This window comes from uncultured Flavonifractor sp., from assembly GCF_944387675.1.
Lineage (GTDB): Bacteria > Bacillota > Clostridia > Oscillospirales > Oscillospiraceae > Flavonifractor.
The window spans coordinates 1-14,067 of record NZ_CALXFV010000062.1 but is presented as its reverse complement, the minus strand read 5'-3'; the positions used below and the strand labels follow the sequence as shown (position 1 = coordinate 14,067).

Below are 14,067 nucleotides of genomic sequence, written 5' to 3'. Positions count from 1 at the left end.
CCGGGGTCCACGTAGGCGTACCAGGACATGCTGTCCCCGCTCTCATAAAATCCGCTGCCGCTGTCCGTCCAGCTTCCCTCCCGGAGGTGGAAGGTAACGGTGAACTGCCTCTCCCACTGGGCGTAGAGGGTGACGTCCTGATACAGGCCGCTCCCCGTATACCACGGCGCGCCGGACAACTCCTCCGCCGGGTAAGCCGCCCCGCTGCCGTCGGCGGCGGTGTTCCAGCCCGTGAAGCGGTAGGACAGGCGGCTGGGTACGGTCTGGGGTACTGTGGCCGGGTTGGGATAGGTCACCGTCTCATACCAGGCCCCGCCCCCGGCCTCCTCCGTCAGGAAGGCGCCGGCGTCCGGCCAGGACACCGGAAATTGGATGTCTCCGCCGCTGTTCAGGTCATAGGTCAGGCTATACTGGCCGTTTTTCAGGTAGATGTGGAGCACATTGTTGGCCTCGGCCTGCGTCACCAGCAGGTAGGGCTGGGTGAGGGCTTCGTCCAGGATATGTCCAACCATCTCCTCCGCCAAGGCGTCGGTGTCCTCAAAGTACCGCCCGTAGCCGGTCACCAGCTCCGCGCTGGACAGTACCTGCCCCAGGGCGGCGGTCCCGGAAAAGGTCAGGGCCTGGTCAGGCTCATACTCCCCCTGAGGATTCTGGAAATGATACACCGCCTGGACGGAAAGCTCCAGTACGTTGGAGACATAGTAGAAGTACAGGTGGTTCTGGGCCTCGTCGGCGGAGAGGGCCAGAGTGGCGCTCCAGCTGTCCCGGGGGGTGTGGCCCCCCACCATCACCGCGTTCTCCTGGACGGAGGTGGAGTTGTTCAGCGCGGCCTCCTCCACGGTTACCGCCTTGTCCGGGGCCAGGTATAGCACATCCTCCGGCGGAGCGGTCCGGCCATAGTCTGCGCCGGTATCCCGCACGTAGTGGACGGTATAGGTCACCCGGCCGGTGACCTTTTCATAGAAAAAGTCGAATACGGTTATGCTCTCATCTCCGGCCCCTGCTTCCACCACCTTGGTGACAGTCCCCTCGGTGGAGAGATAGCCGCTGAACGGCTGGGCCTCCTCAGTTACGGAGGAACCCACCGCCACGCCGGTGACGGTCCGGTCCTCCAGCAGGCGGTAATAGGTCCGCCCCTCCATCTCCACGGTGTCAAGGCCGTTTTCCTGGACCTCCTGGGTCAGATAGCGCACGGTGTAGCGGCCGGTATATTCCGTCTTCCAGCGGGCGGTGAGGGTCAGGTCGTCCACCACCAGCTGGGACTCATCAAACAGGTAGCGCTGCTCCGTCCCGTTCACCTCATAGCCCCAGTAGTCGAAGGCCAGGCCGTGGCTGCTTTGGGCGCCCTTCCGCTCCTCCACAATCTCGCTGCCCTTGGTACCGCCGGGAATGCCGGAAATCACGTAGGTGGTAACCAGTTCTCCGTCCGTCCCCACCGCCGGGAAGCTGGTCCAGTCGTAGTTCTTCTCTTCAAACTGGTCCAGGGAGTCCTGGTAGAGCACGCCGCCCGGGACAATCAGGGTCAGGGTAAAGGTGGGCGCCGTCCAGGCGGCGTATACATTCACATTGGACGCAGGGGCAAAGCTGGACCAGTCCACCCGGTACCGTGAGCTGAAGTCGGAGTTGGAGGTGTACCAGCCGCCAAAGGTATATTCATTGCCGTAGGAGGACACATAGGGCTGCTCCGGCGTATAGTCCGCCTCTTCCTCTATCAGCTCCGCCACCGGCTTGCCGTCCACATAATGGAAAGGGACGGTTTTACTCCGGGCCAACTCCCCGGTGATGAGATTTGGGTTGTTCTCGTGGTAGGTCAGGGTATAGTCGTCGTAGGTGTAGAAGAAATAAATGTCGTCCCCGCGAAAGCAGCCGTACCGGTAGGTCACGTTGGCAAAGGCGGGGGCGTTTTGCCGCCACGACTCAGCAGAGGTGCGCACCTGCGTGGAGTCATATTCATAAAAGCTAAGGCTTTTTACCGCCTCCTTCCCACCGCTCCCCTGGGTATTCACTCCGCTGTAAGCAGCATATTGACTGAAGGAGACCGCTGTTCCCGTGGTTCCAGGCACCGACTCAAACATATAGTGGTGGGTTTTACCGGAATTGGACGCGCTCCAGTAGGCGGTCAGATGGTGTACCACATCGGGGTTCTCCGGATCAATAATCAGTTCGGCAGATAGCGTGGGATATACGCCGATGATGTTCCGGTTGTCGGTATGGCTGCTATAGTACGGACTTTTCTTGTGGGTCCCCCAGGTAAAAAGCCGGTAGGTAACCCCATTATAGGTCACGTTACTGGTGGTACCATCCGTGGCCACCGGCCAGAGCTGGGAGATGTAGGCACCATATTTTGCGGTGATCTGATAGCAGTCGGCATCGTCGTTGCTGATCTTATAGCTTTGCCCGTTGATGTTCAGCTCTGCCTGCTTCCCTCCGGCGGTCCAGCCTGTATAGCCGCTGGTCCAGTCCGTGGGATCGCTGCTGTTGGAGTTTCCCCCCGTGGAAATATAAACCCAGGTATTAACCAGACCGTCTGTGCCGTCGCTAATCTTACCCAGGTGGAACACCAACGTATATTCGTTTCGGGTATAGCCGATGTTGATGACGGTGGTACCGTCCCCGGCGGCGGTCTTGGGTCCCCCTTCCACGCCGGGCGGATACTGGGTGCTGCTGTCCGCGGAGGCAAAGGTAAAGTATTTTCCGTCATCCACTCCAGCCACGGCCATCGCATCCGGGGAAGTGTACCCGCTGATATCCACGGCCACGGTATTTGCCGGATAAGCAGGATCTTGGTAGCCCACCGTCTGGCCGGAGGTAACGGTAATCTGCCGCTGCCCGGCCACGGTGTAGGCGTCGTCATTGGCATTTTCCAGCCAGTAGACCAGAGTAACGGTGGTATCCGCACCCGACCAGTTGGCTTCCAGGGTAAGATCCTGGTCCGGCATGGCGGCGGGAGCGGAGTCCATCTGGCCGCCCTCCCCGTCCATCCAGGTCCAGCCTGCAAAGGTGTACCCGGCACGGAGGGCGCTCTCCTCCGCCGTCACCTCCCCCGGGATGGCCTGCCCATAGCGCAGGGGGACCGGATCAAGGGCATTGCCCCCGTTCATCTGATAATAGATGTAATGGATGTTCCGGTCGTAGTACAGGGGGATGACGCTGGTGCCGTTGGCGTTGATGCCATAGCTGGCCGCGTCCTCCGCCGAGGCGGCGGTGAGGGTGAAGCCGGCATAGCGCGCCACCAGCCCCAGCTCCTCCAGGCTGACCCTGGTGGTGCCGGTGACGGACCCGGTGACGTGGTCCGCCTCCACCTCATGGTAGATGTACGGGTTTTCCGCGTCCTGCTGATAATAGGCCACTTCAAACTTTACTTCACCGGTCAGCCGATAAGTGATGGGAATGCTGATCTGTACGTTGCCGTTTTCATCTTTCTCATAGTCCGACTGGGCCTCGTCCCAGCCCACGAAGCCCGCCGTGCGGCAATTTTCCAGAAAAGCGCCGTCCAGAGCGCCGGAAAAGGCGGCGCCTTGGAGCATCCCATTCAGCGCGGCCACCGCACCCTGCACCGCCTGGTCCGCTGAATCGGAGATGATCAGGGGGGACAGTCCGGCCAGGGACTCGGACTGGGGCAGGGGGATGGAAATCCCCTCCCCCAGGCCGTAGGGAACGGTGGAGGTCTCCGCCGCCACGGTACCCGCCTGGTTGTCAAAGAGGTAGTAGAGATTGACGATGTACTGGCTCAGGCTCACATAGCGGGCCACAAAGGTGGTGTTTTCCGTGACGGTATAGATATCGTCTCCGTCGGCGTTCTGGGCCGCCCAGTCCTGAAAAATATATCCGTCCCGCTCCGGCGGGTCGGCAATGGCATGGGGTCCGTATGCACCCACCTCGCCGCCGCCTGGGTAGTACAGATACCAGCCGCAGTCCGCCGCCGGAACAAAGCCGGCCACTTCCATCAGCTCATCCGCCGGATACAGCCGTGTCCCTGAGGGTACGCCGGAAAAGGTGTACGCTCCCTCCAGCGGGGAGAGGTCAAAGTTTACAAAGGTAACGGCATTCTCTCCCTCCGCCCGCACCACAGCGGGAAACAGGGCCAGCAGCAGGCTGACACACAGAACCAGGGACAGGGACCGCCGCCGTACGCGGCAGCGGGACGCTGTCCGCAGCAGCCTGCGGGGCCGGTACCAGAACTTCATCCCACTGCCTCCTTTCCGTCGATTTCCGCCGTCAGCCCACCGTGACCTCCAGAGGTACCACGGTGTTGACGGCGGATTTTTCATTGGTCACCACATCGTAAAATTCCAGCAGCACCGACAGCTCATAGTCCCCGGCGGGCAGGCGCCTGCCGTCCGGCAGCGCACCCAGAGTGATGACATCCACCCCGTAGCCTGGGACGATCAGGCCGGACTGATACAGCGGCACATAGGACCCGTCCCCGGACCAGCCCGCCCTCGCCTGGTCCTCCGGCGTCAGGCGGACCGTGGCCACGAAGCCCCGGGTACTCCAGCTGGGACAGCGCAGGCCGATGGCGCCGGCATAGTTCTCCCTGCTCACATACATCTCCGCGTTCATGATGAATGCGGCGCTGCTGTCCTCCTCTTCCGCCGGCGCCGGGGTGAATTCCGCCTCAATGGGGACGGCGTTGGGGTCCAGAATGACCGGGGCAAAAATCTCCTGGCCGGCCGCCTGGGCCGTCAGGGCAAAATAGATGGGCGTCGGCAGGCTGAGCAGCAGCAGGAGCAGCGCCGCCAGCCACCAGGGGGGCGCCGCCCGGCGCCGGAGCTTTCCCCAGGTGGAGGTGCGCTGGATTACGCCGTTATTCTGTCCGACCAGGCCGCCGGTATAGCGAGACGGCTCGGCGTGGAAACGGACGGTACAGTTGATGATCTCCCCATCGTTGACCGCGCACAGGGGCGCCGCAGTGCTGCCCCGGCCCACCAGTTGGCAGTCCAGCCGGAGGTTGCACACCACTCCGTCCCCAGCCACGTGGCCGAACAGGCCGGCAAAGGGGTGCCGTCCGCTGTGGATGAGCAGGTTGCGGATCTCATGCCCGCCGCCGTCAAAGCACCCGCGGAAGGGGGTGTTGCCGTCCGCGCCCATCGGCTGCCATCCCCTGCCGCCCAGGTCGATATCCGCTGTCAGGCGGTAGCAGGTGTCCGGCTCCGCCGCCCCGCTGTTTATCTGCCTGGCCACCTCCAGCAGCGCCTGCCGGCTGCCGATCTCCACCACCCGACCGTAGTCCTCCCGGACCTCCCGCCGGTCATACAGGCGCAGCCGCGGACCTTCGCCCGGGGCGGATTCCAGGTGCCAGACCCTCTCCAGGTCCCAGCCCTCCAGCCGCTCCGGCGTAAGCGCCCCCTCCGGCACGCCCTGCGCCCAGTCCTGCCACTGCTCCTCCACCGCCTGCTCCGGCCGCAGCCACACTCCCCCGCTGCACCGGCCGGACTGCTGCCCGCAGAAGCCGCTCCGCTTTCTCTTCCCCCGTACCCGGCCCTGGGCCGCGCAGCGCTCCAGCTTTCCACGGTTTTCCCCGCAGAAGCCGCCGGATACGCCGTGCTCCGCCTGGTGTAGATCAACCCAGCTGTAGCAGTCCGAAATGATGCCGTTGTTCAGGGCTACAAATCCGCCCAGATGCCGTTTCTGCCGCGCCACCGCCATCTCCCTCCCCGCCCGCTTTCCGGTTTTTCCGCTGCGGGCGCCAGAACGATTCGCTTCCCTCTGCAATGCTGATTTTTCTCGGATTATCGCTCCATATGGGGGTTATATCCCCTTAATGGAAAAGATTATAACCCCCATACTAACTTCTGTCAACAAGGAGGTTTGCTTCGATGATTGTCTTCAATAAGTTATGGAATGTTATGGAGCAACAGGGTGTTACCACTTATCAGCTGCGGGAAAAGTGCGGGATTGACAGCAAAACCATCCGCAGGCTGCGGGCCAACGACAACATGGAGACCAAGACGCTGAACAAGCTGTGCAGCGTGCTGAACTGCCGGCTGGAGGACATCGCGGAATATCTGCAGGATTAGCGGAACTGCCCCTCCCGTTTTTTTCATTATAATCAAAATGAGGTCCATATTCCACGGTTTTGCCAAATGTGACGATCTTGTGATTTTCCTGGCCTTTTGTATGTGATATGATACAATTACGCAAAGGGGGTGAGCCCGCATGTACCGGGTCCTGCTGGTGGATGATGATCCCCACATTCAGGCCACCAACGCCGCCTTTCTGGAAAAGGCGGGATATCAGATCTATCAGGCTTCCAACGGCAGCGACGCTCTGCGCATTGCCGGTACCGCCGCGCTGGACGCGGTGGTGCTGGACGTGGACATGCCAGGCATAGACGGCGTGTGCGTGTGCCGCCGCCTGCGGGAGGTCAGTCAAGTGCCGGTGCTCTTCCTGTCGGCCTACGCCAAGACGGACGACCGCATCCGGGGCCTGATGGCCGGCGGAGACGACTATCTGGCCAAGCCCTACTCCCTGGTGGAGCTGGAGCTGCGGCTGCGGCTGCGGATCTCCCGGCGGCGCAACATCGAACTGGGCGACGTGCTGCGCTTCGGTAGGCTGGAAATTGACCTGGGGCTGCGGGAGGTGCGCTACGGGTCAGATACCGGCAGCTTCACCGCTCTGGAGTTTGACCTGCTGGCCTTCCTCGCCCGCAATCCGGGCCAGGTGTTCTCCTATGAGCAGCTGCACGACAGGGTGTGGAAGGCGCCCATCAATCAGGGGCTGCACAACATCCAGGTCTGCGCGGCCCGGGTCCGTCAGAAGCTGGATCGGCTGTGTCCCGGCGCACATTACATCGAAACCGTGCGTGGAAAGGGCTACCGGTTCCGGGATACCCCTGAAATCGGGCTTTAAAAAAACCGCCCCGGCATCAGCCGAAGCGGTTGGTTTTCTATCTCTTTTTCCGGAAGATTCCGGCGGCTGCCGCAGCCGCGCCGGCGCAGAGCGCAAAGCCGCCGGCCACCAGCAGTCCCTGGGCGCGCCCGGAGAGGCTGCCGGCCGGCCGCTGCTCCCCGGCGGGAGCCGGGACGGCGCTCTGCGCCGGCTCCTTTTCCGAAGCCGGGGACGGAACCGAGACGGCGGAGGGCTGGGGTATTTGCGTCGGCAGCGTGGGGACCGGCGTCTGTTCCGGCTCCGCCGGAGTGGAGACGGCAGTTCCCTGTCCCTTCAGCGGCCTGGGTCTGGGCTGCTCCGGGGTGGAGGCCGCCTCCGGTTCCGGCGGAGGGGGGGACACCTCCGGTGGCTCAGACGCCGCCGGAAGGGACGGCTGCTCCACCGGCAGGGGGAGCTGTTCCTTCTGCAGAGGGGGCTGCTCCGGCTCCGGGCTTATGGCAGGCAGGGGAACCGGCTCCCGCTCCGGTGTGTCCGGCGTGGTGCTTCCGCCCCGGTTTCCGCCGGAGTCCTCCTGCTCCTCCGGGTACAGATAATACCAATCCGAGTTCCAGTGCAGGTGTTCCCAGGGGTCCTCCGCCGCAATGCGGAACCACCGGGGCGTATCGTCCGGCAGCACGAAGACGCAGGCGGTTCCCTCCCGCTCCACGGGAACGATGAAAAATACCGATTCATCCTCCCAGCGCTCCCAGCTCTCCCCCCGGTCGGTGGATACCTCGCCCCAGACATCGGCAAACTCCGGCAGCTGCTCCACCGTCAGCTGCACGCTGGGTGTGAGATCCCCCTTCCAAACGGCGCTGGTAACTGCCAGATTCTCCGCCGTATACCAGTGGACGGTAAGTTCCAGGGGCAGCAGGCTGGACAGCACCATGCCCGATCCGTCCAAAAAATGTCCCGTGAGGGTCAGCTCTCCCTGGGTCCGCCCGTCGTAGCCCTCCATATCCCAGGCGATGGCAATCTCGGCCTCCTCCTCGGCGCCGCAGGTTTGCAGCTGCGTCCACAGGGCGGCGGGCAGCAGCTTCTCGGTCAGAGCCGTCCCCTCCTCCAGCCACAGGTCCTCCGGACTGTCGTAGAGGTTATTTACCAGCGGCGTGGACCACTCCACCTGCCCCTCCGCCGCCTCGGTCAGTTGGAACTCCACCGATCCCCCCGGCTCCTGGACAACGATAGGCCCGTCACCCTCCGGCTCAAGGAGCACATCTGTCAGACGCAGGCTGCCCCCTGCCTCTACCACGATCTGGCCTGTACCGGTCAGCACCGGACTGAGCTCCGGGCCGCCCAGGCTCAGCGTGCCGATGCCGAGGCTCCCGCCCGCTTCCACCACCACCCGGCCTGTAAGCTCAATGGTCAGCAGCCCGGGATAATAGCCCTCTATCTCCTCCATTCCGGCAAATGCCGGAGAAATGGCGGTGTAATCGCGCATCTCCCCCGCTTCAATCCGTTCATCTCCCAGTATCACGTGGTAGGATTCCACCGGCGGCGGGGTCTCCTCCGAAGGCGGTTCCGGTATCTGGGGCTGTTCTCCTATCTGGGGCGGCTCGCTCACCTGGGGTGATTCGCTCACCTGGGGCGACTCGCTCACCTGGGGCGACTCGCTCACCTGGGGCGACTCGCTCACCTGGGGCGACTCGCTCACCTGGGGCGATTCCTCTGCCGCCGGCGGCGTGGCCGCCGGCTGTGCCACAGCGGAAACCAGGCCGCCGGCCCCGTATATCACCAGCATTCCCAGACATAAAAGGATTCTGCATCTGCGCCCCATCTATCTTTCATCCTTTCTGTGAGGTGTTTGCATGAGGAAACAAACCGTTCGGGGTTTGCTCCTTCTGGCTGCGATGCTGCTGATTGGAAGTGCAGCCTACCTGGCCCTGTACGAGCTGGATAACAAATATACCGCCGCGCTTCCTGGGGGATACGGCTACAACCTGCTCCAGAGTGACCCCAGGCAGGTGGCCTTTCTGGTGGACGGCTGGGAGTATTATCCCGGCCAGCTGCTGGCGCCGGAGGATTTTGCAGCCGGCACGACGGCGGCGGCCTACACCTATGTAGGGGAATACTCCAACTTTTCCCAGCACCTGGGCAGTCCCTATGGAACGGCCACCTACCGGCTCCGGCTGGTAAACCAGGGGCAGCCAGTGGCGCTGGCCCTCTATTTGCCGGAGCTGCTGTGCGCGGGCAGGGTCTACATAGACGGTGTCCTGTTAGGTAAGCAGGGCTATCTGGAGCCCTACATGCCCCTGGTCATGGACGGCGTTTACGCCTTCACCGCCGGGGAGGATACGGAGATTCTCATCCAGTGCGCCAACTATACCCACTACTATTCCGGCATGTATTATCCGCCGGCCATCGGCACACCCACCGCCGTCGCCCGCATGATCACTGCGCGGCTGATGGTTTACGGGCTGCTGTGCTTCTCCGCCCTGGCCGTGGCACTGTATCATCTGGCCCAATGGCTGATGAGCCAGGACCGGCTGATGCGGTGGATGGGACTTCTGAGCCTGGCTTTCGCCCTGTGGGTCTGCTACCCTTTCCTGCGCAGCCTGGGCGTCCCCTCCGTGCGGCTGCTCTATGGAGTGGAGGACATCTCCAGCAACATCGTGCTGCTATGCGCCATCCAGCTGGCCGGCGAGCTGTCCGGCGCGTCCGTACGCTGGTACCACCGGCGGGTAGCGGTGCCGGCCGGCGTGGGTCTCTGCGTCTTCGCGGCCATTTTTCCGTTTTTCATTTTACCATGCGCCCCCGCTTTCATCAACTGCTATGGTCTCATTCTTTTCCTGTGGAATCTGTTGGCCGCCCTGTACCTGCTGCTTCTGGCGGGCTACGGTCTGAAAGCGGGACAGCCGCTGGAGCGCTGCCTGCTGTGCGCCGCCGGGTTTTACGGCCTGTCCCTCAGCGTTTCGGTGCTGATGTCGGAACGTCTGGAACCCATCCGGGGCGCCTGGGCGGACGAATACGGCGGCTTTGCGCTGGTGATCGGCTTTTCCGCCATGATGGTGCAGCGCGGCATGCGGCTGGCCCAGGAAAACCGGCGGCTCACCCTGCATCTCCAGGAGGAGGTGGATCAGAAAACCAGGGGCATCGAGCGGCTGCTGAAGGAGCGCCGGGATCTGCTGGCCAGCCTGCTCCACGATCTGAAAAACCCGCTGGCCGCGCTGAAAAACTACGCGGAGCTGATGCGCAGCGGAGGCGTGGCCTTGGACCGGGAAACCGCGAGCTATCTGGACGCCCTGTCGGAGCGGGTGGAGACCGTGGGGGAACGGCTGGATCTGCTCCAGGACTTTTCCCGGGGAGAGCGGGGGCTGACCGCCCAGAAGCAGCTCTGCCTGAATCATTTCCTACAGGCGTTCTATCAGGCCAACCGGCCGGATATGGAGCTGTCCGGTATTCATTTCCACCTCCGCCTGCCCAGAGAGCTGTTGATCATCCGGGGCAATGAGGACCGGCTGCAGGCCGCCCTGGAAAACCTCTGCTACAACGCCCTCTCCTTTACGCCGCCCGACGGCGTAATCACGCTGGAGCTCACCTTGGATTCCTCCTTCGCCGCCATCTCGGTGCGGGACTCCGGCCGCGGCATTCCGCCGGAGGATCTGCCCCATCTGTTTGAGCAGGGCTTTACCCGCCGGCCGGACAACAGCGGCGAGGGACTTGGTCTGTTTATCGTACGCACCGTCGCCCTGGAGCACGGCGGCACGGTGGAGGCCGCCTCCCAGCCCGGCGCGGGCAGTCTTTTCACCCTGCGCCTGCCCCTGCTCGCCAAAGCGCCGCCCCCCAAAGCATATGTGCCATAAATAAAAAAGAGGTCCGCCGCAGGAGATTCCCCTGCAGCGGACCTCTTTCCTTTTGCTTAACAAGATGCTGTGTGTTACTTCAGCTCCACCTTGGCGCCGACTTCCTCCAGCTTCTTCTTCAGCTCCTCGGCCTCGTCCTTGGACACGCCCTCCTTGATGGCCTTGGGCGCGGCCTCAACCGTAGCCTTGGCCTCAGCCAGACCCAGACCGGTGATCTCACGGACAGCCTTGATGACCTTGATCTTCTCGGAGCCGATCTCGGCCAGGACCACGTCAAACTCGGTCTTCTCCTCAGCAGCGGGAGCGGCAGCGCCGCCGGCGGCGGGAGCGGCCATAGCAGCGGCGGAGACGCCGAACTCCTCCTCCAGAGCGTGGACGAGCTCGGAGAGCTCCAGAACAGTCAGACCCTTAACCTCTTCGATGAGGGCAGTGATTTTCTCAGAAGCCATGATAGGTAACCTCCTAAATAATTATTTGTTGTTCAGATGGGATTCTTATTCCGCGGCGGCTTCGGCGGGCTCCACAGAGCCGCCCTTCTGCTCGCAGATGGCCTTGAGGACGATGGCCAGGCTGGTAATGGGCGCCAGCATGGTACCCAGGACCTGGGCCTGGAGCGCCTCCTTGGAGGGCAGCTCGGCCAGAGCCATGATCTCGTCCATGGCCAGCACCTTGCCGTCCATGAAGCCGGCCTTGATGGTAAACTTGGCGCCGTTGAACTGCTTGGAGAACTTGTTGATCACCCGCATGGGGGCGATGGGATCGCCGTGAGACAGGGCCAGGGAAGTAGTGCCGTTGAGCACCTCGTCCATCTCGTTGAGACCCACATTGTTGATGGCAAAGCGCACCAGAGTGTTCTTCACCACCGCGTAGTCCAGCTCGTTCTTCCGGCACTCGGCACGCAGCGCGGTGTCCTCGGCCACGGTGATGCCCTTATAGTCCACAAGCACGCCGCTGGCGGCGGTCTGCAGCTTCTCGGTCAGCTCGGCCACAATGGCCTGCTTCTCACTGAGAACCTTTGCGTTAGGCATTTGGAATTCACCTCCGTTGAATTTGAGTTCAACTTTTCCGATGCAGTCACGCAACAAAAAAGCTGTTTCCGCATTCAAAGCAGCGAAAACAGCACAAAGAAACTCATTCCGTTGTGGCTGCATTCTCGGCAGGACTTATGGCTTGCGCCGCCTGCTGTCTTTGAACACGCATAATAGTATATCATTTCGGACAGGCCATGTCAAGCATGACTTATCCAAAATCGTGCGCAGCAGGACATGTGCCTGCAAAGCACACCTTTTCTTGTGGCCGCGGCGGCCACAACCGCCTCTGCGGGCAGAGGCGAGGGGGGTATCAAAACTGCTGTGCCGCCCCCCAAGGGGCGGCGCGGCAGTTTTGTATCTAGGGGGACAAAGTCCCCCCCTAGAATGTGTTACATCAGCTTGGCGCCGTTGATCTTCACGCCGGGACCCATGGTGGAAGCACACACGCAGGAGCGAATGTACTGACCCTTGGCGGCGGCGGGCTTGGCCTTGATGATGGCGCCCATCAGGGCGTTGAAGTTCTCGGTGAGCTTCTCGGGGCCGAAGGAGACCTTGCCGATGGGGCAGTGGATGATGTTGGTCTTGTCCAGACGGTACTCCACCTTACCGGCCTTGATCTCGGTGACGGCCTTGGCCACGTCGGGAGTGACGGTGCCGGCCTTGGGGGAGGGCATCAGGCCCTTGGGACCCAGAATCTTACCCAGGCGGCCCACAACGCCCATCATGTCGGGAGAGGCCACGACCACATCGTAGTCGAACCAGTTCTCCTTCTGGATCTTCTCCACCATGTCCATCTCGCCTACAAAGTCGGCGCCGGCGGCCTTGGCGGCCTCCGCCTTGTCGCCCTTGGCGAACACCAGCACCCGCTGGGTCTTGCCGGTACCGTGGGGCAGCACGATGGCGCCGCGGACCTGCTGATCGGCGTGACGGGAGTCAACGCCCAGCTTCACGTGGAGCTCCACCGTCTCGTCAAACTTGGCGGGCGCCGTCTTGACCACCAGGGCCATGGCCTCGGCGGTATCGTACAGAGCGCTCTTGTCAACCAGCTTGGCGCTCTCCTGATATTTCTTGCCTCTAAACATGCTCTATTCCCTCCTTCCGCTTAGTCGCCCACCACGATGCCCATGGAGCGGGCAGTGCCGGCGATCATGCTCATGGCCGCCTCGATGCTGGCCGCGTTCAGGTCGGGCATCTTGGTCTCGGCAATCTTGCGCACATCTTCCTTGCTGATGGTGGCCACCTTGGTCTTGTTGGGTACACCGGAGCCGGACTCGATGTTGCAGGCCTTCTTGATGAGGACGGCCGCGGGAGGAGTCTTGGTGATGAAGGAGAAGGAGCGGTCGGCATAGACGGTGATCACCACGGGGATGATCAGGCCCACGTCGTTCTTGGTCCGCTCGTTGAACTCCTTGGTGAAGGCGGCAATGTTGATGCCGTGCTGACCAAGGGCGGGACCTACGGGGGGCGCGGGAGTCGCCTTGCCCGCGGGAATCTGAAGTTTCACATAACCAGTAATTTTCTGTGCCATTTGAAACAGCACCTCCTACGATAAATGTGGTTGGAAGCGGAACTGCGGAGCAGTCCCTCCCACGTGCGGGGAATTGGGCCGGCGGAGCGGCAGGTCAGTCCTGAATGGGCTCGATCTGATCCAGCTCCAGCTCCACGGGAGTCTCCCGGCCGAACATGGAGACCACCACCCGGACCTTCCTCCGGTCCAGGTCGATCTCCTCCACGGTACCCAGGAAGGACTCCAGGGCGCCGTCGGTGATCTTCACATTGTCGCCCACCTGGTAGCCCACCACCACCTCGCGCTTCTCCACGCCAAGGGCGGCGATCTCCTCATCGGTGAGCGGAATGGCCTTGTTGCCGGAACCCACAAACCCGGTAGCGCCCCGGATGTTGCGCACCAGATGCCAGGTGTCGTCCGTCATGACCATTTTGACCAGCACATAGCCGGGGAACACCTTGCGCTCCACCGTCTTTGGGCCGTTGTCCGTGATCTCCGTCACGGTCTCCAGCGGGATGCTGACCTCCTGAATCAGGTCCCGCAGGCCGCGGTTCTCCACGGCCTTCTCGATGCTGGCGGCTACCGTGTTCTCATAACCGGAATAGGTATGCACCACATACCACTTCGCGTTATCAGCCATTTCAGCACCTTAACCCTTACCGAACAGATCAAGCAGGGCGCGGATCACGGAGCCGGCGAGCCAGTCGAACAGCCAGATGCAGATGCCCACAATGATGCAGCAGACAATGACGATCACGGTGTTGTTGATGGTCTGCTTCTTGGTGGGCCACTGGACCTTCTTCAGCTCGCTCTTCATCTCCTTGAACCACTTGCCGATCCGGGCGAAGAAGCCGGG

Annotated in this window: 12 protein-coding genes and 1 other annotated feature; of the genes, 3 read left to right on the top strand and 9 right to left on the bottom strand. The window is 62.3% G+C overall.

The features are described from left to right. The coding region (locus Q0J74_RS07190; protein WP_297212720.1) for an InlB B-repeat-containing protein at window positions 1-4,187 on the bottom strand (4,187 nt) is incomplete at its 3' end. Window positions 4,188-4,218: 31 nt separating this feature from the next. Next, a complete protein-coding gene (locus Q0J74_RS07185; RefSeq protein ID WP_297212718.1) occupies window positions 4,219-5,643 on the bottom strand; it encodes a hypothetical protein in 1,425 nt (474 codons plus the stop codon). Window positions 5,644-5,819: 176 nt separating this feature from the next. Here Q0J74_RS07185 and Q0J74_RS07180 point away from each other — a divergent pair, with 176 nt between their 5' ends. Beyond that, window positions 5,820-6,020: a helix-turn-helix domain-containing protein gene (locus Q0J74_RS07180; protein WP_297212716.1), complete on the top strand. Its 201-nt coding sequence runs from the start codon at window positions 5,820-5,822 to the stop codon at window positions 6,018-6,020. 139 nt (window positions 6,021-6,159) lie between these two features. Further along, window positions 6,160-6,852, top strand: coding sequence for a response regulator transcription factor (locus Q0J74_RS07175; protein ID WP_297212715.1), 693 nt, complete (start codon window positions 6,160-6,162; stop codon window positions 6,850-6,852). 37 nt (window positions 6,853-6,889) lie between these two features. On the opposite strand, the gene Q0J74_RS07170 is transcribed toward Q0J74_RS07175, so the two are convergent. Then, window positions 6,890-8,605, bottom strand: a complete 1,716-nt coding sequence (locus Q0J74_RS07170) for a hypothetical protein (RefSeq protein ID WP_297212714.1) — start codon at window positions 8,603-8,605, stop codon at window positions 6,890-6,892. A gap of 73 nt (window positions 8,606-8,678) precedes the next feature. On the opposite strand from Q0J74_RS07170, the gene Q0J74_RS07165 reads away from it, so the two are divergent. Beyond that, a complete protein-coding gene (locus Q0J74_RS07165; RefSeq protein WP_297212713.1) occupies window positions 8,679-10,673 on the top strand; it encodes a sensor histidine kinase in 1,995 nt (664 codons plus the stop codon). A gap of 74 nt (window positions 10,674-10,747) precedes the next feature. Here Q0J74_RS07165 and rplL read toward each other — a convergent pair whose 3' ends face one another. The 6 genes from rplL to secE all read right to left on the bottom strand — a co-directional run. Further along, window positions 10,748-11,122 (bottom strand): 50S ribosomal protein L7/L12, encoded by a 375-nt coding sequence (gene rplL / locus Q0J74_RS07160; protein ID WP_297212712.1) that lies wholly within the window; start codon window positions 11,120-11,122, stop codon window positions 10,748-10,750. A gap of 45 nt (window positions 11,123-11,167) precedes the next feature. Beyond that, on the bottom strand, window positions 11,168-11,701 hold the full coding sequence (gene rplJ / locus Q0J74_RS07155; protein ID WP_297212711.1) for a 50S ribosomal protein L10: 534 nt from the start codon (window positions 11,699-11,701) through the stop codon (window positions 11,168-11,170). 46 nt (window positions 11,702-11,747) lie between these two features. Next, window positions 11,748-11,883, bottom strand: a sequence feature (ribosomal protein L10 leader region). Window positions 11,884-12,093: 210 nt separating this feature from the next. After that, complete coding sequence (gene rplA / locus Q0J74_RS07150) at window positions 12,094-12,786, bottom strand: 50S ribosomal protein L1 (RefSeq protein ID WP_297212710.1); 693 nt, start codon at window positions 12,784-12,786, stop codon at window positions 12,094-12,096. 20 nt (window positions 12,787-12,806) lie between these two features. After that, window positions 12,807-13,232, bottom strand: a complete 426-nt coding sequence (rplK, locus tag Q0J74_RS07145; RefSeq protein ID WP_297212709.1) for a 50S ribosomal protein L11 — start codon at window positions 13,230-13,232, stop codon at window positions 12,807-12,809. 94 nt (window positions 13,233-13,326) lie between these two features. Then, window positions 13,327-13,851: a transcription termination/antitermination protein NusG gene (nusG, locus tag Q0J74_RS07140; RefSeq protein WP_297212708.1), complete on the bottom strand. Its 525-nt coding sequence runs from the start codon at window positions 13,849-13,851 to the stop codon at window positions 13,327-13,329. 9 nt (window positions 13,852-13,860) lie between these two features. Continuing rightward, on the bottom strand, window positions 13,861-14,067 hold a 207-nt coding region (gene secE, locus Q0J74_RS07135), incomplete at its 5' end, for a preprotein translocase subunit SecE (protein ID WP_297212707.1).